General features: G+C 45.6%; 22 protein-coding genes, 1 tRNA gene and 1 riboswitch. Of the genes, 3 read left to right on the forward strand and 20 right to left on the reverse strand.

Annotated features, from left to right (window positions below):
• Positions 1–81: 81 nt before the first annotated feature.
• Complete coding sequence (locus DXA20_RS01205) at positions 82–846, forward strand: hypothetical protein (RefSeq protein ID WP_118559000.1); 765 nt, start codon at positions 82–84, stop codon at positions 844–846.
• Positions 847–925: 79 nt separating this feature from the next.
• On the opposite strand, the gene thiE is transcribed toward DXA20_RS01205, so the two are convergent.
• From thiE to DXA20_RS01250, 9 genes are all read right to left on the reverse strand, one after another.
• Positions 926–1,570, reverse strand: coding sequence for a thiamine phosphate synthase (thiE, locus tag DXA20_RS01210; protein ID WP_118559001.1), 645 nt, complete (start codon positions 1,568–1,570; stop codon positions 926–928).
• Between the two features lie 18 nt (positions 1,571–1,588).
• A complete protein-coding gene (gene thiH / locus DXA20_RS01215) occupies positions 1,589–2,842 on the reverse strand; it encodes a 2-iminoacetate synthase ThiH (RefSeq protein WP_022307133.1) in 1,254 nt (417 codons plus the stop codon).
• Positions 2,843–2,852: 10 nt separating this feature from the next.
• Positions 2,853–3,623 (reverse strand): thiazole synthase, encoded by a 771-nt coding sequence (locus DXA20_RS01220; RefSeq protein WP_118559035.1) that lies wholly within the window; start codon positions 3,621–3,623, stop codon positions 2,853–2,855.
• A 61-nt stretch (positions 3,624–3,684) separates the two neighbouring features.
• A complete protein-coding gene (thiF, locus tag DXA20_RS01225; RefSeq protein WP_022307134.1) occupies positions 3,685–4,314 on the reverse strand; it encodes a thiamine biosynthesis protein ThiF in 630 nt (209 codons plus the stop codon).
• 3 nt (positions 4,315–4,317) lie between these two features.
• Complete coding sequence (gene thiS, locus DXA20_RS01230; RefSeq protein ID WP_118559002.1) at positions 4,318–4,512, reverse strand: sulfur carrier protein ThiS; 195 nt, start codon at positions 4,510–4,512, stop codon at positions 4,318–4,320.
• A gap of 110 nt (positions 4,513–4,622) precedes the next feature.
• Positions 4,623–4,727, reverse strand: a riboswitch (TPP riboswitch).
• A 147-nt stretch (positions 4,728–4,874) separates the two neighbouring features.
• The gene (locus DXA20_RS01235; protein WP_022307136.1) at positions 4,875–6,371 is read right to left on the reverse strand and encodes a permease prefix domain 1-containing protein; all 1,497 of its coding nucleotides are present in this window, start codon (positions 6,369–6,371) and stop codon (positions 4,875–4,877) included.
• A 28-nt stretch (positions 6,372–6,399) separates the two neighbouring features.
• Positions 6,400–6,732 carry a PadR family transcriptional regulator gene (locus DXA20_RS01240; protein WP_118559036.1) on the reverse strand — a complete coding sequence of 111 codons (333 nt, stop codon included), beginning with the start codon at positions 6,730–6,732 and terminating at the stop codon, positions 6,400–6,402.
• 192 nt (positions 6,733–6,924) lie between these two features.
• On the reverse strand, positions 6,925–9,510 hold the full coding sequence (locus tag DXA20_RS01245) for an ABC transporter permease (protein ID WP_158577088.1): 2,586 nt from the start codon (positions 9,508–9,510) through the stop codon (positions 6,925–6,927).
• Positions 9,503–10,237 (reverse strand): ABC transporter ATP-binding protein, encoded by a 735-nt coding sequence (locus DXA20_RS01250; protein WP_118559004.1) that lies wholly within the window; start codon positions 10,235–10,237, stop codon positions 9,503–9,505. Before DXA20_RS01250 ends, DXA20_RS01245 begins: the two co-directional genes overlap by 8 nt.
• Positions 10,238–10,642: 405 nt before the next feature.
• Between DXA20_RS01250 and DXA20_RS01255 the strand changes: the two genes are divergently transcribed.
• Positions 10,643–11,530: a helix-turn-helix transcriptional regulator gene (locus DXA20_RS01255; protein ID WP_022307139.1), complete on the forward strand. Its 888-nt coding sequence runs from the start codon at positions 10,643–10,645 to the stop codon at positions 11,528–11,530.
• A 130-nt stretch (positions 11,531–11,660) separates the two neighbouring features.
• Here the strand turns inward: DXA20_RS01255 and DXA20_RS01260 are convergent, their stop codons facing one another.
• The 7 genes from DXA20_RS01260 to DXA20_RS01290 form a co-directional block, all read right to left on the reverse strand.
• On the reverse strand, positions 11,661–13,013 hold the full coding sequence (locus DXA20_RS01260) for an alpha-L-fucosidase (RefSeq protein WP_022307140.1): 1,353 nt from the start codon (positions 13,011–13,013) through the stop codon (positions 11,661–11,663).
• A 560-nt stretch (positions 13,014–13,573) separates the two neighbouring features.
• Positions 13,574–13,825, reverse strand: a complete 252-nt coding sequence (locus DXA20_RS01265; protein WP_022307141.1) for a hypothetical protein — start codon at positions 13,823–13,825, stop codon at positions 13,574–13,576.
• Positions 13,809–14,258: a hypothetical protein gene (locus tag DXA20_RS01270; RefSeq protein ID WP_118559006.1), complete on the reverse strand. Its 450-nt coding sequence runs from the start codon at positions 14,256–14,258 to the stop codon at positions 13,809–13,811. The genes DXA20_RS01265 and DXA20_RS01270 overlap by 17 nt, the downstream gene beginning before the upstream one ends.
• A gap of 261 nt (positions 14,259–14,519) precedes the next feature.
• Positions 14,520–15,896, reverse strand: coding sequence for an MATE family efflux transporter (locus DXA20_RS01275; RefSeq protein ID WP_118559007.1), 1,377 nt, complete (start codon positions 15,894–15,896; stop codon positions 14,520–14,522).
• Positions 15,897–16,209: 313 nt separating this feature from the next.
• Positions 16,210–17,160: a type II toxin-antitoxin system HipA family toxin gene (locus DXA20_RS01280; protein WP_118559008.1), complete on the reverse strand. Its 951-nt coding sequence runs from the start codon at positions 17,158–17,160 to the stop codon at positions 16,210–16,212.
• On the reverse strand, positions 17,157–17,486 hold the full coding sequence (locus tag DXA20_RS01285; protein WP_118559009.1) for a HipA N-terminal domain-containing protein: 330 nt from the start codon (positions 17,484–17,486) through the stop codon (positions 17,157–17,159). The genes DXA20_RS01280 and DXA20_RS01285 overlap by 4 nt, the downstream gene beginning before the upstream one ends.
• Positions 17,483–17,689 carry a helix-turn-helix domain-containing protein gene (locus tag DXA20_RS01290; protein ID WP_022307147.1) on the reverse strand — a complete coding sequence of 69 codons (207 nt, stop codon included), beginning with the start codon at positions 17,687–17,689 and terminating at the stop codon, positions 17,483–17,485. The genes DXA20_RS01285 and DXA20_RS01290 overlap by 4 nt, the downstream gene beginning before the upstream one ends.
• Before the next feature lie 381 nt (positions 17,690–18,070).
• Between DXA20_RS01290 and bioB the strand changes: the two genes are divergently transcribed.
• Entirely contained in the window at positions 18,071–19,042 is a 972-nt protein-coding gene (gene bioB, locus DXA20_RS01295) for a biotin synthase BioB (protein ID WP_118559010.1), read from the forward strand.
• A gap of 5 nt (positions 19,043–19,047) precedes the next feature.
• On the opposite strand, the gene DXA20_RS01300 is transcribed toward bioB, so the two are convergent.
• From DXA20_RS01300 to DXA20_RS01315, 4 genes are all read right to left on the reverse strand, one after another.
• Entirely contained in the window at positions 19,048–19,761 is a 714-nt protein-coding gene (locus DXA20_RS01300) for a metallophosphoesterase family protein (protein ID WP_118559011.1), read from the reverse strand.
• A 239-nt stretch (positions 19,762–20,000) separates the two neighbouring features.
• Entirely contained in the window at positions 20,001–21,146 is a 1,146-nt protein-coding gene (locus tag DXA20_RS01305; RefSeq protein ID WP_118559012.1) for a DUF4179 domain-containing protein, read from the reverse strand.
• Positions 21,136–21,657, reverse strand: coding sequence for an RNA polymerase sigma factor (locus tag DXA20_RS01310; RefSeq protein ID WP_118559013.1), 522 nt, complete (start codon positions 21,655–21,657; stop codon positions 21,136–21,138). The genes DXA20_RS01305 and DXA20_RS01310 overlap by 11 nt, the downstream gene beginning before the upstream one ends.
• Positions 21,658–21,816: 159 nt before the next feature.
• Positions 21,817–21,888: transfer RNA gene (locus DXA20_RS01315), tRNA-Gln, on the reverse strand.
• Between the last annotated feature and the right edge of the window lie 43 nt (positions 21,889–21,931).

The raw sequence follows: 21,931 nt of genomic DNA on the forward strand, positions 1-21,931 counted from the left end.
CAGTGCTTTTCAGAATACTTGCGGATCCGATTTGAAATACATATAATAGAGAAAAGAACTTCGGAAAAGGAGGCTGCGCCCATGTCCATCTGCGATAACGACATCATTCTTTTTCATCAGGCATGCCGCGAGATCATCAACCGGGAACGCGCGTCCATGGGCATCGGCACACTGTCCGAAAAAACGGTCCATGCCGTTCTGAAGAGATTCTACGAGCCTGACCCGGAGCATCAGGAAATCCCTGTCGAAAATTTCGTTGCCGACATCCTGCGTGACGGCGAGATCATTGAGATCCAGACGCGTGGTTTTAACAAGCTGCGCCGTAAGCTGGACACCTTCTTAAAGTATTATCCGGTCACGATCGTTTATCCGATCATACATACCAAATGGCTCTACTGGATCAATGAAGAAACAGGGGAACTCTCCCCGAAGAGAAAGTCCCCCAAAACAGGAACATTTTACGATGCTGTTCCCGAACTGTATAAAATTAAAATGTATCTGGACAATCCAAATCTGCACCTGTGTCTGGTGCTGATCGACGCCGATGAATACCTCCTGCTCAACGGCTGGAGCCGTGACCGCAAGAAGGGATCCTCCCGTTTTGACCGCATTCCGGTAGAGCTTGTGGACGAATTATATATCGGCGGTCCTGCCGATTATCGTCTCTTTGTCCCTGAGGGACTTCCCGAAAATTACACCTCGAAAGATTTTGCAAAAGCCGCACACATTCCGGTCGGATACGCACAGACACTGCTCGGGATCCTTTACTTTCTACATGTCGTGGAACGCACCGGCAAGAGCGGGCACTCCTACACTTATAGAAATACATTCAAAACCCCTGAGTAATATAATCTCCGGATACGCTGCACGGCAGGTCACTCCACCGGCCATGCATTTTCGCAGTCTTACACATTGGCAGACATGTCTACTGCTTAGCGCACAGTTTCAATTCCATAGCCCGGGCTTTCAGTTGCTGCGCTGCCTGACGTGGATCAGCAGCCTTCATGATCGCAGAAACCACACAGATCCCGGCAATCGGAATCCCCTCCAGAACATCGATGTTATCCTTATTCAACCCACCAATCGCATTGACTGCGATCGGCACTGCCTCACAGATTTCCCGGAGTGTATCCGTAGAAGTCAGTATTGTCTTAACCTTTGTTGTGGTCGGATAGATCGCTCCAACGCCGAGATAATCTGCGCCCTGCTCATACGCCTCCAATGCCTGCGGAACCGTCTTTGTGGTCGCTCCGACAATCTTATCCGGTCCCATCAGCCTTCTCGCATCCGCTACCGGCAGATCGCTCTGTCCCACATGAACACCTTCCGCCCCAACTGCCAGCGCAACATCAACACGGTCATCAATGATCAACGGCACCTGATATTTCAAAGCAATCTCATGAACCCTTGCAGCAAGCTGCAGATATTCTCTGGTCGTTCTTTCCTTTTCGCGCAACTGCAGAAGCGTTGCCCCTCCGGCAAGCGCCTCCTCCACACGATGCAGAAATTCTTCCTCCGAATATGGAGTGCTGTCTGTTATAAAATATAAACTCGAATTAAATTTACTCATCTCATTTCCTCTCTCATATCACACATAAAGATAATCGTTTAGCACCGGCTGCAGACCACTTCCCGTGATGTCCCGATACATCTTGTCAAGACTCCGGTTATCGTCGATTTCAAACTGCTCATCGCCCTGTGTTCCCTCCGACTCCGTTCCGTTGTATTTGCTTTCGTGATCGCCAATTCCGGTGGAAACGCCGGCAGAAACCTTTGTTGCGGCAATCTTGACAATGCCATTGCGGAATGCGGCGCTCTCTCTGGATGAAACAGTGATTCCCACAAACGGCAGAAAAATACGGTATGCACAAATGATCTGACAAAGCTGCTTTTCATGAACATCCAGCGGATTGATCTTATCATTATTGATGATCGGACGAAGTCTTGGACATGATAACGACATTTCCGCATGAGGATATTTTCGCTGCAGGAAATACACATGCAATGCACTCGCCAACGCATCCTTACGGAAATCCGACAGTCCGAGAAGTGCCGAAAAAGCTACGCCTCGCATGCCTCCGCGAAGCGCTCGCTCCTGTGCATCAAAACGATACGGCCAGACGCGTTTGTGCCCTAACAAATGCAGTGTTTCGTACTTATCCGCATCGTAGGTTTCCTGAAATACCGTCACATAATCGGCACCGCATTCATGAAGATAACGGTATTCGTCTGTGTTGACCGGATATATCTCCAGTCCGACCATGCGGAAATATTTCCGTGCCAGCCGGCATGCCTCGCCAATATATTTGACATCACTCTGTCCACGGCTCTCGCCGGTCAGAATCAGAATTTCTTCCATTCCGGAGTCAGCGATCACCTTCATTTCCTTTTCGATCTGCTCCATTGAAAGCTTCATGCGGTGAATATCATTGTAGCAGTTAAATCCGCAGTATACACAGTAGTTTTCGCAGTAATTGGCAATATAAAGCGGCGTAAAAAGATAGACTGTATTGCCAAAATGTTTGCTTGTCTCCCGGCGCGCACGCTGTGCCATCTGCTCCAGAAACGGCTCTGCTGCCGGCGATAAAAGAGCCTTGAAATCCTCGATCGAACATGTCTCATGCTCAAGCGCTGTTTTCACATCCTTCGCCGTGTAACCACTGTAATCAAATGCATTTACCTGCGACATTACCTTGTCACGCACGTCCGACTCGATAACCTCCATTCCCGGAAGGTATTCCATATGATCCTTTCTGGAAGAAGGATCATTTTCCAATTGATGTTTTTTGGCAAGCGCTGACTCTGAAAGACTTTCTGCGTCAATAAAAAATTGATTTTCCATGATCGACCTCCTAATCCCGTAAAAATCCGGTCAACGGATCGGATGCAGATGCACCTCGGGTCAGCACACGTCCAACACCGGCCAGATACGCCCTGCGGCCGGCTTCGATCGCGCTCTTAAATGCAGATGCCATCATTGGAAGATCACCGGCGGTGGCAAGTGCTGTGTTCGCCATGATCGCAGCCGCTCCCATCTCCATTGCTTCGCACGCCTGGGATGGCCGCCCGATACCGGCATCCACAATGATCGGAAGATCGATCTCATCGATCAGGATCTGAATAAATTCTTTGGTTGCCAATCCTTTATTGGAACCGATCGGTGACGCCAGCGGCATGATTGATGCAGCTCCGGCATTGACAAGATCCCGGGCCACATTCAGATCCGGATACATATACGGCATAACAACAAAACCTTCCTTTGCCAGAATCTCTGTTGCCTTGATCGTCTCCTCATTGTCAGGAAGAAGATATTTAGAATCACGCATGATCTCAATCTTAACAAAATCCCCACAGCCAAGTTCTCTTGCAAGACGTGCGATCCTGACTGCCTCCTCCGCATTTCTGGCACCACTTGTGTTCGGAAGAAGCGTTACATTTTCCGGAATATAATCGAGTATATTTTCCTGCTCCTTCGTATTCGCACGGCGAACCGCCAACGTAATGATCTGTGCTCCGGCATCCTTCACTGCAGCTTCGATCAGCTTCATGGAATACTTTCCGGAACCGAGAATAAAACGCGATTCAAATTCATGACCTCCAATGATCAGTTTATCGTTATTCATAATTATCTCCATTTCTCTCCGCCTGCCGGCTTTGAACCGCAGGCTCTCATTATTGTTTCTTTTATTCAATTTCATTTGCTAAAAGCCGCAGGATCGTGTGCGCTTCATGTGCCGCACAGACCATGACCCTGGCGCAGACAAGACCGATACCGTCATTCACATCGCTGACCGTATCCCCGCACAGATAAAACCGGCCGGTGATCCGGCGTGTCTGAATCGTATTGGGACTTCCAAAACCAGCCATTCCGGATCCTGCGACAAGATATTTCTCCGGCATGTTCTCCAACACAAAATTGACGAGCATCGCCTTCGCTTCCGGAACATCAAATGCTTCGCAGACAACATCCGCTTCCTGCAAAAGCTCCTGTGCGTTCTCCTCCGAAATGCGGACGGCATGCGTCTCCAACCGGATAAACGGATTGATCTCCCGCAGATTTTGCGCAAGTGCCTCCGTCTTATTCATACCAAGCTGGGAAGCTTTATACTGCTGCCGGTTCAGATTCGTCACATCTACCCGGTCAAAATCGATCAGGATCAGCTTTCCGATGCCGGCGCGGGCAAGAGCAATGGCAACATTCGAGCCAAGTCCACCCAGACCGCATACCGCAACCACGGCACGACTAAATTTCTCCTGCCGCTCTTTTCCATGACGCGCATTCAGCGCCCCCATCCATTCTTCCTGTGTAAGCATTGATCAGCCCCCTCCCACGAAGCTGACAACCTCTACCGTGTCGCCATCCTCTAATGTCGTCTCATCATACTGTGCCTTAAATACGATCTCGCCGTTGCGCTCTACCGCAACTCTTTTGGGATTATAATCAGTCGATGCCAGATATTCTGTTACCGTCATACCTGCCACATCCCGGTCTTCCCCGTTGATCTTTACCATGTATTCACCTCCAAAAATAAGTACAAAGCAGCCGCCTTTTCTGCCACGATAACTTCCACGAAAACAAAAAGAAAGCCACCGATTTGGCAGCTTTCTGTGCATACTTTGCTATAAATGTATCAAGCATTCCTACGTTGGCATTATCCAAATCAGGTTCCCGGTCGAAGGTCACACCTTCCTCTCAGCCTGTCCTACAAGCTCCCGTATGATATATAATAACTCCGCCATGCGCCAAAAACGCACACGGATATATGAAAGTGCAAGGATCAGTTGCGAGCTGCTCCTGATCCTCACATTTTTATTATACGTCTTTCCATGTCTGTTTGCAACCACAGATTATCATCCCCGGTCCGGCAGGCTTCTCATCCCCACCCGGACACACTCTGATGCCGGTATATGCTCACCATCAGACCGTACATAAACAATGCTTCCACCACACGTCCGTAATCCATATAGCCCAGAGTTTCCAGCAATGGGATCAAGAGCACCTGATGGTTGCCCGGTGTCAGTGTAAACAGCTCCGCCAGCGCATAAAGCATCTGGCAGACATATAAAAGACCAATTCCTGCTCCCATCAGCTTTCCTGCCGGGTTCGTCTGTCTCCACGCCTTTTTCATCAGCCAGATCGTGAACGCGATCAAAGCAGCCAGCATAAGCAGCGCCGGAAGGATTCCCACATAGCCGATCAGACTTCCCAGATCACCCGCTGCCAGATAAGTAAACAGCGGACTGCTTTCGGTCATCTTTCCTCCCTGCATGGTGCCCTGAAGCCCCTGACGCATTCCCTCGCTCATGCCGATCCATTTCGCACCACGGATCGCCCGTATCGGATACATGATATCTTCCCCCAGAGAAGCGCTTCCTCCAACCTCTTTCCACAATGCAACATACGCTTTTCTCCGTTTTTCCGAAAATAAGAGAAACATTCTGTTCCATCCGGCACTCGTATAATAGGTACTCCATTTGCCCTGGCAGACCACATAAAGATAAAAAGCATGGTATGCCAGTTTGGCTGCCACAAAACACCCTGCCGCTGCCAGAGTCGTTTTCTTCTTCGGAAGCGGAATAACGTTCGCCCAGACCGCCATCACAAACATACTAAAAAGGATAACAGCTAACAGCCAGAAGCCAAAGTTGCTCCAGGCATAGACCCCCGTCTGGGTGTATTCCCAGTCAAATACCAGAAGAAGTGGCAGGATCAAGCCCCCCAAAGACAATGCAAGCTGATGCTTTTTCCCCTTCAGCCAGCTTAAGAGAAGTCCGTAAATTGGGACATATAACCAGTAATAATACCCTGTGTTCCAGCGATTGATCTGTGGCAGCACCCGCATAACCGCTGTCTGAACCGACTCCGGCACAATCCCCCCGGACACTCTTTGTACGATCGGCAGTGCTAAAAATACAACTGCGATCCATCCCGCCGCTTTCTGCAGCTTCATGTACGGAAAATGGGACACTACCACCAAAATTCCTACACTGACGATCAGATTCCCCCAAAATAATATCGTCACTGCAGATTTCGGCTCACCGATCAGCTCACTGAGCACTTCATAATAGTCCTTCTGCATGAAATAACTGAACACCGCACAGACTGCCACAATGAAAATGATTCCGGACAACGGGATCCGGATATTCTTCGGACGATGGATCTCATCCAGCTGTTTCCCCACTTCAACCGGATCGCCCATCTGTTCCACCGCATAACTCTCTGCCTCGTCCGGATCCATCCCCTTTGAGATCTGATACTCCGTCTCATCTTCAATATGATCAATATATTCCTGACTGACCACTTTGCGCACCGGCGCATAATGAAGCTGTTTTGTCAGTTCTTTTAAATATTCTTCCTTTTTCATCCCCATCTGTATCCCCCCTTGCCATGTTCTTCCCTCATTCAAGCGTAAGCTCCATCACATGCATGACTGCAGATGCATACTCTGACCACTCCTCCGTTTTCTTTTTCAACTGCTTTCGCCCCTCGGGGGTGATCCGGTAATAAATCCTCTTCTTCCCGGCAGCTTCCCCCTCATAAGAGGTGAGACATCCGCTTTTCTCCAGCGAATGCAGCAGCGGATACAACGTACCCACCTTAAGTTCAAACACATTGTCTGACTTCTGACGCAATTGATCGATCATCTCATATCCATACATATCTTTCTCCTCCAAAAGCCGTAACAAAAGCATCGCGTTGCTCCCTGATAACAAACTTTTCTCCATACAGATTCTCTCCTTTCTGAAATGTTTTCTGTCACGATCGTTACAAATTATAAACCTTTCCAAATAGTAATATCGACTATCGATATATAGATTATATATCGATAGTCGATATTAGTCAAGCATCTTTTTTATTTCCCTTTTATCTGCATTCCGTTATGCGCAAAAATGCATTGCAAGCCCAAAGCACGCCACTGACGGTCACTGCTTTACCTCACGTCTAAGATGTCCTCTGCCCGCAAACAGACACAAGCCATATACCAGAACCGCGGCAAGCAGGATCTGCCACCATGGCCAGATAAACAGGATTCCTCCGGTACCATCAAAGGCTCCTCCGTCCTGATTCATAATCCTTTCGACCATAAGCCAGCTCGCACCGTAACCTGCCAGCGCACCAATGATAATTCCTAGCAGACAACTGATCCCTTTCTCCAGATAGACCATTTTCTGCATCTGTTTCAGGGACATTCCCGCTGCCCGCAGAAGCCAGAACTCTTTCCGGCGCATCGTAATATTTGCGGCAGTAATATTGAATATCTGCAGCAGGCAGACAGCAAGAATAAATCCTCCGACAGCGAGTCCCGTTTTCCGGACAAGCTCCAGAGAGTGGTTTAAAACAACGTTGTCGTCCCCAAACTCCATATCCGCATAGCCGGTATCCCCCACCATCTGTCCAAGCTCATAGGAATTATTCTCCGATTCCTCGTTCCATTTCTTCACATAATCTGCAACATCCTTTTTCGATTTGCGGATGTCCCGGACAAATCCGATCCCCTTGCTGCACTTGCCGTACGGAAGCGTATCCAGCATGCTCATTCCATATGGCATGCCCCATTTCATCATCGTCTGATCCGCCATGATCAGTCCGGCACCGATGCTGGAGCAGCCATCGATCAGAGCCGAATTATAAGGATCCTCCTTCACGATCGCCAGAATCGGAAAACGAATGACCTTGCCCGCATCAATCGCACATTGCTGCATGGCATATTTCATATTAAAAATGCTGTATCCGCCCCCAAACACAGATGTATTCTCGTATTTTTCAACCGGATATCCCCTTGTATCCAGGTAGGCAGCCGCCTTTTTCCAATATGCCTTCGCCTTCTTAGTGTCGCCGCTGTCCGGCTCCTTCCCCACTGTTTTCTCCAGCTTTGTAAGCATTTTATCGAAATCCTTTGTCACTTTACGCTCCGCCTCCGGGCTGATCATTTCGATCGTGTCTCCCACTTTATAGTCCGTGACTCGGGTGTCCTCTGTCGTGGTATTTCCTTCGTCATCCTTCTTGTTATACTGATAATCACACAGGATCACACCGTTTTGCTGAACCATTTTGCGGTAATCCAGTGTTCCATCCACAAGCCGGCTTTTCATCCCCTTCAGATGCTTTTCGTCATATCCGACATCCGAAAAGAAGATAAAAGATCCTTCTTCACGTTCGGGTATATGCGCCGCCACATCATTGTTCATCGTAAACATGGAACCTGCCAGGAAGAGTCCCGATTTTTGGACACCACTGCAGCCTGCAATCGTCTTGTTGATCTCCTCTATTTTCTTTGTTGAACAGTCCCCATAGATCTGAACAACCTCCGAGTATTCCTGATGTGTTCCCTGTGTGCTGTTCTCCACCGTCGCATAAGTGCTCTCTATTCCGGAAAAAACCACCGAGAACAAAAACAGACTGACCGCCACGCCAATGCAAAGATAAATCTGACTGCCCGGATTCCGGGACATATTGCGCACGGCATACTCCCATTCTATGCCAAGAAGACGACCAAGCCCGTGGCTTGTTCTGTGTTTCTTCGGCTTTATTTTCTTTCCACTCCCTTTACGAATACCGTATTCTCCCCCTCGCAGGATTTCCTGAATCGAACTTCCCGCTGCCTGTCTCGCCGGCTCTAACAGTGCAAATAACGTCACACCGATACACAGCAGACAACTGTATACAACCGCAGAAGCATAGAAATGAAATTCCACCGGAACATCCAGCATCAGGCAGTCATTGATCCAGCCCTGACACGCCTTCAAAAGTCCAAAACCAACACCTGTCCCTAAAATGGTACTGACCAGTGTCAGCAAAATTCCTTCCGTTCCAAGCATACAGTACAGCTGTCCCTTCGACATGCCGACACAGCGAAGCACTCCGTATTCCTTCATCCGCTCCAGCACCGGAAGCATCATGGTATTGCGGATCACAAGCATGGCAAAGGAAGCAAACAAGGCTCCGATCAGGGCGATCAGGGCATTCCCCGCTGCCTGATTCATGGAATCAATATCATCACCCTGCCCCAGGTGTGCCGCGATCTCTGCATCAATATAAACCCGATACCCGGTCGCTTCTTCCACCTTTTCCTTACAGCTCTTCAGATCACTCCGGTCTGCTGCCGCAAAGTAAAGCTCCATCGAAACTGTTTTATTCTTCCCCTGATATCCCCACTCATCACCGTCTGCACTGTCACTGTCCACATATATCTTGTCCAGGTATGTCTTGCGGACCTCCGGCAGTGCCTCGAGCTTTTTCTGCATTGACTTGTACTGCTCCGGCGTCCATTCTTCATCACCGTCAATGCTGTCTTTGTTCAGCGGCATCTCCGTGATCCAGAGCTCACAGCCATGATTATGCTTCATGGCAGTTTCATAACCGTAATTCATGATCGTCATACCCACTGTGATACTGCAAAAGCACAGGATGACAGCAATCGTGATCGCCATGATCGAATACAGTGTCTGCAGCCGGTGCTTATTGCGGTAACGTAAGGAAAGCGTGACATAATACCCCAGCCTATTCATGCGCATCCCTCCCATCCATTGCGGAAACATCAGCGGACAGCGCATGCTTCACCTTCGCATCAGAGATCACTACGCCATCCGATAATGTGATGACACGGTCTGCCATCGAAGCGATCGCCGGATCATGTGTGACAACGATCAATGTCAGGCAAAACTCCTCCACGGACCTTTTTAATAATGACATCACTTCCAGCCCGTTCTGGTGATCCAGATTACCGGTCGGCTCATCCGCCAGCAGCAGACTCGGACGGTTGGCAAGCGCTCTTCCGATCGCCACTCTCTGCTTCTGTCCTCCGGAAAGCTCCTCCGGCAGATGATACCGTCTGTCTGTAAGACCGAGAATTTTCAAGAGCTGTTCCAGATACTGCGGATCCATCCGCTTACCATCCAGTCTCACCGGCATCTGTATATTCTCCTCCACATTGAGCACCGGCACCAGATTGTACTCCTGAAATACAAAGCCGATCTTCCTGCGCCGGAACACGGAGCGCTTTGCTTCCCGCTGTCCCAGAACGCTCTCCTCCTCCTCCAGAAAAACGCTTCCCTCCTGCGGCTCATCCATCGTGCCAAGCAGATGAAGCAGCGTGGATTTGCCGGAGCCGCTGGCTCCTGTGATCGCAACAAATTCCCCCTTCTCGACCGAAAAGCTCACATGATCCAGTGCGGTCAGTGTATTATCCTTTTTCCCGTAGATCCTTGTCAGATCCTTAACCTCCAAAAATGCCATACAATCCCCCTCCTCGAATACAATGCAAAAGCCTTGCATTCTGATTTTTCGTGCGCACAATATTTCTTACTCTCCCATCATAACATGACATTCTTACAATCCGGTGAATGTCTGTCTTACAATTTTGTCATTTTTCTCAGAAATGTGAGCTTCTTGAAAAACTAGAATTTTTAAAGGAACTACCTCCAAAAAAACTCTATTATTTTTTTTGCAAATATTATAGAATAGAAATGTACCAAAAAAATATATATTATAGTTTAGTTTATAGTACATTCTTGCAGAGTGCAATTGCATACTTTTTTAGTTTATAGTACATTCTTGCAGAGTGCAATTGCATACTTTTTTATGTAAAATACAATTTATCATCAATTACCAGCATTATGAAATGAAAAGGAATGAATCGGAATGGAAACAATACAGATCAAAGCACCTCAAAACCCGGATGATGACTCGTTTACCTGGACTCGCTGCATCGAGACACCAAGCCCAACCGCCAAGAGTACATTTTTTTATGTGCAGGAGGCCGGCATGCTCAAAATGTCCGCAGAACAAGTCTCTGAACGTCAGAACATGCACTCCTATCTTATTGTATGTGTCCTGTCCGGAGAGGGTTATTTTACGTTTCGCGGGAAGCGTACCCATGCCTCTGCCGGTGCCTGTTTCTTCATTGACTGCATGGAACCCTACTCGCACGAAAGCTCCAGAGACTTCCCATGGCAGCTTATATGGGTGCATTTTAACGGAGCTACCTCAAAGCAATATTATCAATATTTCACAAAGAATTTTCCGAATTTATTCTATCCGGTCAGCATTGACAGGGTCGGAGATTTTCTTCGCAAGATCATATTAAACACGCAGCTTAAGACCTCTTACTACGAGGCTTCCAACTCCGGACTGATCGCATCGCTCCTCACCGAGATGATCACGATTCCGAAGACTTCACGGCGCAAGCGTGCTTCCCGCACCTCCATGGATGAGAAGCTGGACGAGATCCTGCATTATCTGCAGACCCACTTCACTGAGAACATCACGCTGGAAGATCTATCGGAGATGTTCTACATATCGAAGTATTATTTGAGCCGCGAGTTCAAGAAAAAGTACGGCGAGGGCATCAACTCCTGCATTAACCTGTTCCGGATCAACCGGGGCAAGGAGCTGCTCCGCTTCACAGACAAGTCCATTCATGAGATCAGCGAAATGTGCGGGATCCCGGATACCAATTACTTTATCAAGCTGTTCAAATCGGCGGAGAATATGACACCGTCCGAATACAGACAGAAATGGAAAGGATAATATTATACCGGGGGCTGTCAATCATTCCCGGGTATAGAAACGAGCTTGTGAAATAAATCCCAATTAAAAACACCCGAACCGGCAACTTATCGGTTCAGGTGTTTTTTTAACTTTTTTTCAAAACGCTGCTTTACTGATACTGCACTGCGATCACCGTATCTGCTTTATCCGGTTTCTTTTCCGGCATCTTAATGATCACTTTCTTACCGGTCGCATTATATTTTAATTTCTTTCCATTCTGTAATAAATATACTTTTTTGACCTTTTTTCCTGCATATTTCTTTGTCACAAGCTTCTGATCCTTCGGCCATTTCATCACATGTGCATAGATCACATTATCCTTTCGGGTGTATCTTCCCCAGGACGGCTTCTTTGCAAATGGCGTTCCGGAGGTTCCGTAAATACTGTCACCATATCGATTCATCCAGTTACCAATGCCCTTCAGGATCTTCCTGCTGCCGGCGGTCATGGTTCCATCTCCCTTAGGACCTATATTGAGCAGATAATTGCCGTCCTTGGATGCCACCTCGACCAGATCCTGAATCATATAGCGCACATTGTAATAGGATTTTTCACAGTCCTTTTTGTATCCCCAGGCGTTGTTCATCGTCTGGCAGGTTTCCCACGGTCTGGACAGTGCCTTTTCCGGAATGCTCTGCTCCGGACATTCAAAATCTCCAAGTCCAAAGCTTCTGCACACGCGTTCATTCACGATAATGTCCGATTTAAGGGACTTCATATACTGATACAGATCCTGTCCGTCCTGCTTTGTCCACCATTTCTTCAGGGTCGGATTGTCCTTCTTATAGGTCCAGTCTCCATCAAACCACATGATTTCCGGATCATAGGTATCAACCAGCTCCTTTAGCTGTGCTTTCATATCAGCAATATATGCGGTACGCGCCTCCCAGGATGCCATCTTCGTAAAATCTCCCTCCACCGTCTGGGAAGAATGATTCCAGTCAATGATCGAATAATACAGGCCAAAATGGATCCCCGCCTGCTGACACGCATTTTTCAGTTCCATAATGATATCCCTGTTTGTTTTTCCAAACGGCGTATACTGCTGCAGGCTGTATATTTTCTGTCCGGTCGTATCGGTAAAGCTTGCAACCTTTGTATCCCACATCGCAAGACCTTCATGATGCTTCGCCGTAAATACCAGATACTTCATCCCCGCCTTTTTGGCATAGGATACGATCTCCTGCGCATCAAACTTCTCCGGATCAAACTTTGCAGAAATCGTCTTCTGATATGTTTCCTTGGAAATTCCTTCCGTCTGCATCGCCCATTCGCCGTGTCCGAAATAGGAGTACGATCCGAAATGGATAAACATTCCAAACTTGTCATCCGCCCACCACTTCATATTGTCCGGCACATTATAAGCATGAGCCATCGTGCCGCTCCCTGCCAGTCCTGTCAGGAGACAGAAAAGCAACAATAAGCTGAGCAATTTTCTTTTCCAATTAAATCCTGTTTTCATCGTATATTTCCTTCCTTTCATACCCTGCAACCGGGTGCAAACGATGTTTTGATTCCGATATTTTCCGCAGACTGCTTCATTACCATCTGCCTTTACTCTTTTACTATTGCATCATACCATATCAACCGGGCGCAATGTAACGTATTCTCTTGCGCAAAATCCGGCTGCCGAGAATTTCTCTCAGATTTCCGTTCTCCGCAATGATGCATTTCGATTTTTTCCCACACACGAAAAAAATCGTCAGTGTATCCACAAACCAGGATACACCGACGATTTTATTATTTTCAATAATCTGATTTAATTCTTATATTTAAAAATTACGTCGAGACCGTTATCCGGATGATATGACCAGCTGACATCATAATACTCGTAAGATTCCGTCTGTCTTCCCATTAAAGCATTGGTTTCACACATTTCATCATATAGGGAATCCGGAAGTCCAAGTGTTTTAATAATCACTAAAACATCACTTACCGCATCGTAGTCATATTCATTCTGGGCATCAGCAATAATAGAGGCTTTATCCGAAGAAAGAGAAGTGCCGGACCTTATCCCCTTTCTTATCTTGCGTTATCCATCGCCTTTTGATATTCCTCCTGCTTGCGCTGAAAATCCTCCAGTTCTTTCTGCTGACGTTCCAAATTATCAATTGTCGCCTGATATCCATCAACAGCATTTTGATACATTTCCTGCTCCTCTTCCAATTCCTGCGTTTTTTCATCCTCTTGTGTGCTGCTTCCGCATCCGGCGAAACAGCCAATGCACAACACAAGAAGCATTCCAAATATCATTTTCTTAAATGTCTTTTTCATTTCCAACCTCCTCTCTGCGGGGAGCCACTGTCGGATTCGGAAGCTTTGTTGCATATTCCGAAGAGCTTACCTCCTGATCAGAAGATGTCTCCGTCGCCACTCCAGCCGCCCGGACAATATCCTCTGTAAAATAATCCGCAAGCAACTTGATCAGATTTGTCACAAAATAACAGATCAGCGCCAGACCGATCACAAAAAGCAACAAACTGAAGCTATCCCTCACAATTTCACTCAAGTCACATACATTATGTGATACCTGCGCAGATGCATTTTGAATGCCGGTATAAGCATCACCCCCATATGTTTCATAAGAAGCTCCACTTCCCGTACCCATCCCTTTAATTTCAGATGAATATTGCATTGCAACCGCACCGCTGACGATTCCCGCCGCATTTCCCAGCACCTGAAGTGCCGTAAACACTTTCTTTTTCACTATAATTACCTCCCTTTGTGTATTTGATGGTCTCATTATATACTACGGTTGTCCAATAATGTCTTATTTTTTAATCATTCGTCGATTCCCGGAAATCAACGCAAAAAAATGGCTAACCCAAAGCTAAGCCTCGGATCAGCCACCATAAAACTTTCCATTCTACAACGTCAGGAACCAATCCACGATCAGACGGATCGGCATATTTATTGTCTTCTTTGTTGTCGGTAAGGACAAAAACAATGCCCGATATTGAAAAACCGTTTAATTTTTTTCTTTAAGACATTCCACAGTATTCTTTTGGATCCTCTTTAAAAATACATATCCCACCAGGCATGCGGCAAACTCTGTGATGGGAAATGCCCACCAGATCAATGAAATACCTGCCTGACCATTTCTGACACAAATCGAGAATATTCCCGCCAGCGGTAAAATGATCACAAGCTGTCTGAGCAGAGAGATAACAAGTGATTCAATACCGCCGTCCAATGCCTGATAAATTCCCTGATATGCGACATTGATCCCTGCAAAAATAAAGCTGATCGAAATAATTCTCATTGCACTGATAAAGTGTTCCCTTGACTGCCCTGCGTTAAACAGTGCTGCAAATGCATCCGGGAATATTTCAGTAACCAAAATTCCAAACAACATCAATGCGATCGTGTAGATGAGACCATACCTGATTCCGGCTTTTATTCTCTTTTTATTTCTCATTCCGTATGCAAAAGCAATAATCGGGGTAATGGCATCCCTGAGTCCAAAGGCAAGGAATAACACAAACTGCTGCACCTTATAAAACAATCCGTATGCCGTCTGCGCCGAAGGGTTGAATTTCAATATCAGATTCATCACATACACCATAATAGACATTAACGCCTGCGCAATGATCGCCGGGAGACCGATTGCATAAATTTGCTTTATGATTCCGACATTTGGTTTCATATATTTCAAATCATGTTCAAATTCTTTGTTTAATTTCATATGAAAAATAAAGAGTAATACCGCGGACGCAACCTGACCGATTACCGTCGCATATGCAGCACCATTCACTCCCATTTCCGGGACAGGTCCAATTCCATAGATCATAATTGGATCAAGAATAATATTTACGACCGCTCCTACAACCTGACCAATGGTTGAATACAGAGAACGTCCGGTTGCCTGTAACAGTTTTTCAAACAACGAAAAGAAAATGATACCAAAAGAAATCACACAGCAGATTCTAAGATAACTTGTTCCCATAGAAATCACTTCCGGATCCACTGTCTGTGATGAGATATATGTTTTCACACCAAAAGTTCCAAATAATAAGCATACCGCATAAATGATCACTCCCAGAGACAAACTGTTTCCGGCAACTTTTGCAGCCTTTTTGCTGTCTCCCTGTCCAAGTGTTCTTGCGAGAAGTGCATTGGTTCCCACGCCGGTTCCAATGCCAACTGCTACCATAAGCATCTGCACCGGGAACACCAGAGTAAGTGCATTCAATGCAGCTTCGCTCCCCACCTTCATATTTCCGACAAAAGCACTGTCCACAATATTGTACACTGCCTGCAGTGCCATCGACAAGATCATCGGTATGCCCATCTGCACCATCAGTTTATTCACCGGCATTTCCTTCATTTTGTTGCTTTCTTTCATTTTGATCCAATCCTCCTGTTTGTTCCACAAAAAAAAACGTGTACTTATCGATAAGCTGGACTTACGCAGATAAGCGGCACGCCTGTTAATGGTATTATAAAAAAAACGAGCAGCAAAACCGGATTTACGCTCGTTTGCTACTCGTTCAATAAATTATTATATTTCTTATTTTTGAAAAAGTCAACCGTTTTTTAATTGGGGCTACAATAATGTGCCCACGAAAATAGCAATTGTTAACAGCCAGTTTCGTTCAGATGCCATTTCCCTCTTTACAAGATCAAACTCCACACTTTTTTCAAAATATTAGCCATCACTATGCTTCCAAAATCTCTGTTCTTTTTTCTATCAGTTGAATCAAATTCTCCTGTAAATGCTCTGGCAGTCTGGATTGCCGACACAACTTAATTAATTTTACTTTCTGAGACACCAGCCTTTTTATCATTTTTTCAGCCGCTATCTTCGGCAGTCCACATGTTTGTGCAAATATCAAAAAATCCTTTCGGCGTACATTCATTTTTTTGCCATTCATAGGAAGCGCCAGCTGTTCTTTGTCCTCTGGCATAATTATATTAACCGGCAAAAGATCATACGCAGGAGACAATACATATTCTCCATTTCCTTCATCTGTTTCAATCAGAGAAAAATTTTTCAAATGCATATCTGAATTTCCAACCACAAACGAAAACAATATCCTCAAATAAAATTCCGTCATGTCCAACCCCTTCCGGCTGGAATATTTCTTAATTATTTTAGCACACCTTTCGTAGGAACCACGGTATTTATCCTGTGTTAATCGAAGATCTAACTGACAAAAATCTTCCATTGCATACATTTTAATTGTGTCCTTTTCAAACTTTCGATCTACACGCTTTGTAATATACGCAAATTGTCCATTCTGTTCCATCAAAGCATGAGGTACCGTAAATATTCCGACAGCATCCGCCATGCTCATTACAAGCTGTTCCGCTTCCGGCAATGCTTCAAATTCTGTAACTTGCGGCTTCAATATATAGCCGGTAGGATAATTCACCAAAGTAAGTCTGGAATGTCCCGATTCCGAAAAAAGATGTAACGAAAGCTTTTTCTGAACCCCTGGCACTGTATATCCCTTCATCGTACTTTCCAAAGCCAATTGATTTAATGAGTTTTCATCAATTTCCAATTTAGGAAGCTCTGTTGTTGTAAAAAAACGCTCAATGCATCTTTTATGCCAGCCTTGATATCCTTTATCCTGAAGAGATTTTCCACAACATAAACAATTCATATCTTCTCCTCCTGTATGCTGACATTACCGATCGCATCCTTGCACGCAACAAGCAGTAAACCAAACCGATCATTTCGATCGATTTTCCAATTTCGTCTAACCACATCTAACAACCATCCCTCAGGAATCAATCCGTCAAAAAACGAAAAAAGGGTTTTGGAATAATAAGTCTGCTGGGTCAATGGTAATGTCAAAGAAACCACAGATGCTCCATCTGTCTGCATATATTTTTCATCATAAGAAAAAGAGTACCCTTCATCCGTTTCACAAAGCGTTCCGGCAAAAATATTCCTCACATAAACATAGGCTGTTCGCATTGTATTCATTCGTCATTCTCCCTTCTTCCCGGCACCGCTTCCATATCAAACATAGCCAATGCTGTATTTACCTTATCCATACGTACGGTTTCTTTCCCCTGTTCCAAATCCCGTACAAAACGAAGTCCTAATCCTGAACGAACCGAAAATTCCTCCTGCGTTAATCCCGCCTCTTTTCGTTTTCTTTTCACAAACTCTGCTATCTTATTCATACTTATAAATGTTCCTTTCTCAGACTGCAAACCTTGGATACAACAACAAAGCTGCAATATTTTACATACTATCCCCCATTTCCATGATTAATATTCTTATATTTTATACCTTATCGGGTATAAAGTCAAGATACAGCGGCATAATTATACCCGAAAAGGTATAATCGTACCATGTTCAATAGATATTATACCTTATCGGGTATAAATCAAAACAATTTCTTTGTTTTTACCCTATCACCATTTACAATCCTCCATTTTACAGCCCTTTCTGAAACACTCCATCTTTATTCGTCAACCTTTCCGTTCTACAGGTTGACAATTCATTTTTTCCTGTGCTACAGTAGAAATCAGAATAACATGAGAAAGGAATATCAATTACTTATGACTACAACATATGATAAAGAAACGGATCCCGTTCTTTCCAGAGAGGATGCCATTGCAATTTTAAACACACCCGATGATCAGCTTCAGGATCTGGTTGACCGTGCCGCTGCGTTACGTTATAAATACAAAGGCAACCGTGTCAGCATCCACATTCTGACCAATGCACGAAGCGGAAACTGCTCTCAGGATTGCGCTTACTGCGCCCAGTCCTGCCGTTCCACCGCAGATATTGAAAAATACAAATGGGTCGATGAAGATAAGTTATATCACAACAATGACTTCGTCAATGAGCATCACCTGTCAAGACATTGCATCGGATTAAGCGGTATGAAATTTACCGATCAGGAGATTGAAGAGCTCGCACGCCGCATCCGCAAGATGAAGGAACACGGAACACACCTCTGCTGCTCCATCGGATTTCTGACTGAAAAGCAGGCGAAAATGCTGAAGGATGCCGGTCTGGACCGCATCAACCACAATCTGAACAGCAGCCGCTCTTTTTATCATAATATTTGCTCCACGCATACCTTCGAGCAGCGTGTCGACAACATTCATATGCTGCAGCGGCTTGGCTTTGAGATCTGCAGCGGTGGCATTGTCGGTATGGGAGAAAGTAAAGAAGATATTGCTGATATGCTTTTGGAATTGCGGGAGATCCAGCCGGAGGCACTTCCGATCAACTTCCTGCTGCCGATCAAGGGAACTCCCCTCGGCGACGCTGACACCTCCGGTCTGACCACGGAATATTGCCTGAAGGTTCTCTGTCTTGCCCGACTTATGGTGCCGCAATCCGATATCCGCTGTGCTGCCGGACGCGAGGTATACTTTAAAGGACAGGAGAAGAAGCTTTTAAGTGTTGTCGATTCCATTTTTGCTTCCGGCTATCTGACAGAGGGCGGACAGAGCATTCAGGGTACCCTCCGGACCATTACAGACGCCGGATTTACCTATGAAATCGAATCTGCTTAATATTGTTAAGACTGCGGGGAAGAATAATACTCTTCCCCTGTATCCAGGCATATCGCGGCAAGTCTGCCACCCGGATAATGTGCACCGCAGTCAATGACGATATGATTGTTCTTCTTATAGATAACCCCCGGATTCGGATTATCCTTGATCTGCTGTGTCGGTGTGTGCCCCGTCACCACAATAACATCATCAAAATATCTGACATTATAATCCGCTCTCATCCACATCAGCTCTTCCAGAGAATAATCTTCTATCTCCTTCTCCGGAGAATAATTTCCAAGACCCGCATGAACAAGCAGATAATCCCTGCCGCCTGCGGACACTTCTTCGTACACCAAAAAATCACTCATGAACTCAATGATTTCCTGCTGTTCTTCTGCATCCAGTTCTCTAAACTCTTCAAACGTTGACAGCCCTCCGTTGTATTGCCACATCCAAAGATCCTTCCTATCTTCTTCATCGAGTCCAAAAACAGATTGTGCATCTGCTGTCATAAGCAATTTCAGACATCGCAATGCCATCAGCTCATGGTTGCCGACCATACAAATTACATTTGGCATTTCCTTTAGCTTCTGAAGCGTTTTGATCGGATGCGGGCCTCTGTCGACCACATCTCCTAAAATATAAAGGGTATCCGAATCCTTTAGCGGAATCTTTTCAAGCAGTTCCATAAACATATCATATTGTCCATGAATATCTGAAATTACATATGTCGCCATTTAAATCTCCTCATTCAATGATGCAAAGGGTAAAAGCAGATAGCAATGTACGTTTCCATACAAATCATTAGTATCCCCATTATAGCGGGATTTTTGCGCCGGCACAAGCATTTTCCTATAATGTCAAAAAGAGAAATGAAAGTCTCTTTTCGATTCTTCCATTTCCCTTTTATTCTATAAGGATATCGTGATTTATTCCCCCTGATAATAACGTATCCTTCTCAGATAATTGATTACTTTTATTTACTTACCTTTTTCACGGTTACGGTTCCTAACACTTCCTTCGTCATGCAGTTACGAACCAGGAAGGTCAGTGTATCGGAAAGCTCGGCTGTTCTGTACTGATCATGTTCTGTCAGCGCACCGCCTTTGCCCATGGAATCGTCTCCATAACCACCCTCACTGTCCATTTCATTGCCCTTCTCATCGAGAAGATAAAAATTAACGTCAGAGTCATCTGTTTTGATCCATTTATTCCAGTTCTGTGCATTCGGATCGGTTGTATGATACTTGATCGTACAATTCATATTGAGTGCACTCTTCTCAAACTCAACCTCGTCAAGAACCAGCTTTGTTCCCTTTATAGTCTGTATCTTCTCCGGCTCGTAGCGAACTATTTCTGATTTTCCGGACTGGTCATTTAAGGTAAATGCAATGGAACTTTTAAGTTCCTGATCCTCCTGTCCCGGTACATAAACAATCGTATCACAAGTGTAATCTAACTTCTGTGTCTTGGCGTTGTTTTCAAAGGTGATCGTATAAACAAGCGTACCATCCGCCTCTGTCTGATAATCCATAGATTGTGTGGCTACATCTGCACCAACCCAGGCACTGACCTCAACACAGGTCTTATTCTTGCGCTTTGCATACTGCGCGATCGTTTCCTTGCCGGTATCCTCTCCGGCAATTTTAAGCTCCGTTGCCCAGAATTTATCTCTTTCTGACCAGCACTCAGAAGGTACCAGCAAATACTTATCGCTGGCAGGCTTTGCAACCGCCTCTACATAAACCTGATTCTTGTCACAAAGAGCCTCTCTCACAGAAAAGTCCGCATATGCCGACTGCTTTACATTACTGCCTGCCTCCTGCTTTACATTGATCTCCCTGAGATTTTTCGCCTGATCTTTAATCTCCTTTGTTTCCCCCGAAAAAAGAGATAAGATACTGGTGTGATTGATTGCTGCATACGCTGCTCCCACGCCCTGTGTTACTACCAAACATGACAATACTGCCGCCACGGCAATCCTTTTATAATTCCAGAATTTTCTCATATCATTCGTCTCCTTCATCTGCATTCTTCGAAGGGTTTTCTGATTAAGAATTTTATCCGGTTTAACCTCCTGTTGATAAACATCTTTTAACAACTGATCCATTTCATATTTCATAACCTCTTCCCTCCAAATATGATCTGATATTTTGTCTTGCTTTGGCCAGGCGGCTCAGCACTGTTCCCCTTGGTATGTGTAGTATTCCTGCAATCTCCCCGGTGGAATAGTCCTGCGTATAATGAAGAAGAACGACCACTCTCTGTTTGTCCGGTAACTGCTTAACGGCTGTCATCACATCACGCCCCACTTCCTGCTCCAAAATATTGCCAAGCGGATCGTTCTGCGCTGTGATCACCCATTCTGCGCTCTCATAACTAACCTCCGGTACCAATTCTCTTCGCCGCTTGTCCTTTTTCCTCCGGTTCTTCCATAGATTCACAGAAATACCCATCAGGAAGCTCCTGATATTGCCACCGCGATCCAGTCTGTGGCCGATCTGAATCGCTTTCACAAAAGTATCCTGATAAAGATCATCCGCCTCTTCACGACTCCTGGTCAGATGAAAGCAAAAGCGGTAAACGTCATCCCCATATTCCTGTATGATCTGTTCCATTTCCTGTGATGACATCCGCTTTCACCTCCCGTCCGATTTGTCCGTGTTTTGATCTTCACTTATATATTGTCGTGGAAATTCTGTTGATTCATTTGAAACGATACATTTTTTAATTTTCTTTCTGCTGCATATAAAAATCCCCTGCAGACCGCTGTCTACAAGGGATTGTCTCTACTGGGCTAACCAGATTCGAACTGGTGAATGCAGGAGTCAAAGTCCTGTGCCTTACCGCTTGGCGATAGCCCACTACTATATTGTGCTTCCCGTCATAATAAGTAAGAAAAGCACC

The sequence above is a fragment of the Roseburia sp. AM59-24XD genome, from assembly GCF_003478445.1.
Classification (GTDB): Bacteria; Bacillota; Clostridia; order Lachnospirales; family Lachnospiraceae; genus Jutongia.

Coding starts and splice junctions, on each gene's coding strand:
- DXA20_RS01220 (WP_118559035.1), bottom strand. CDS start 3,623: ATGAATAACGATAAACTGATCATTGGAGGTCATGAATTTGAATCGCGT.
- DXA20_RS01245 (WP_158577088.1), bottom strand. CDS start 9,510: ATGAATAGGCTGGGGTATTATGTCACGCTTTCCTTACGTTACCGCAAT.
- DXA20_RS01275 (WP_118559007.1), bottom strand. CDS start 15,896: ATGAAAGAAAGCAACAAAATGAAGGAAATGCCGGTGAATAAACTGATG.
- DXA20_RS01285 (WP_118559009.1), bottom strand. CDS start 17,486: ATGAATACAATGCGAACAGCCTATGTTTATGTGAGGAATATTTTTGCC.
- thiS (WP_118559002.1), bottom strand. CDS start 4,512: ATGGTAAAGATCAACGGGGAAGACCGGGATGTGGCAGGTATGACGGTA.
- DXA20_RS01255 (WP_022307139.1), top strand. CDS start 10,643: ATGGAAACAATACAGATCAAAGCACCTCAAAACCCGGATGATGACTCG.
- DXA20_RS01205 (WP_118559000.1), top strand. CDS start 82: ATGTCCATCTGCGATAACGACATCATTCTTTTTCATCAGGCATGCCGC.
- DXA20_RS01310 (WP_118559013.1), bottom strand. CDS start 21,657: ATGTCATCACAGGAAATGGAACAGATCATACAGGAATATGGGGATGAC.
- DXA20_RS01265 (WP_022307141.1), bottom strand. CDS start 13,825: ATGAAAAAGACATTTAAGAAAATGATATTTGGAATGCTTCTTGTGTTG.
- DXA20_RS01280 (WP_118559008.1), bottom strand. CDS start 17,160: ATGAATTGTTTATGTTGTGGAAAATCTCTTCAGGATAAAGGATATCAA.
- DXA20_RS01300 (WP_118559011.1), bottom strand. CDS start 19,761: ATGGCGACATATGTAATTTCAGATATTCATGGACAATATGATATGTTT.
- thiF (WP_022307134.1), bottom strand. CDS start 4,314: ATGCTTACACAGGAAGAATGGATGGGGGCGCTGAATGCGCGTCATGGA.
- DXA20_RS01260 (WP_022307140.1), bottom strand. CDS start 13,013: ATGAAAACAGGATTTAATTGGAAAAGAAAATTGCTCAGCTTATTGTTG.
- thiE (WP_118559001.1), bottom strand. CDS start 1,570: ATGAGTAAATTTAATTCGAGTTTATATTTTATAACAGACAGCACTCCA.
- thiH (WP_022307133.1), bottom strand. CDS start 2,842: ATGGAAAATCAATTTTTTATTGACGCAGAAAGTCTTTCAGAGTCAGCG.
- bioB (WP_118559010.1), top strand. CDS start 18,071: ATGACTACAACATATGATAAAGAAACGGATCCCGTTCTTTCCAGAGAG.
- DXA20_RS01235 (WP_022307136.1), bottom strand. CDS start 6,371: ATGGGGATGAAAAAGGAAGAATATTTAAAAGAACTGACAAAACAGCTT.
- DXA20_RS01250 (WP_118559004.1), bottom strand. CDS start 10,237: ATGGCATTTTTGGAGGTTAAGGATCTGACAAGGATCTACGGGAAAAAG.
- DXA20_RS01290 (WP_022307147.1), bottom strand. CDS start 17,689: ATGAATAAGATAGCAGAGTTTGTGAAAAGAAAACGAAAAGAGGCGGGA.
- DXA20_RS01305 (WP_118559012.1), bottom strand. CDS start 21,146: ATGAAATATGAAATGGATCAGTTGTTAAAAGATGTTTATCAACAGGAG.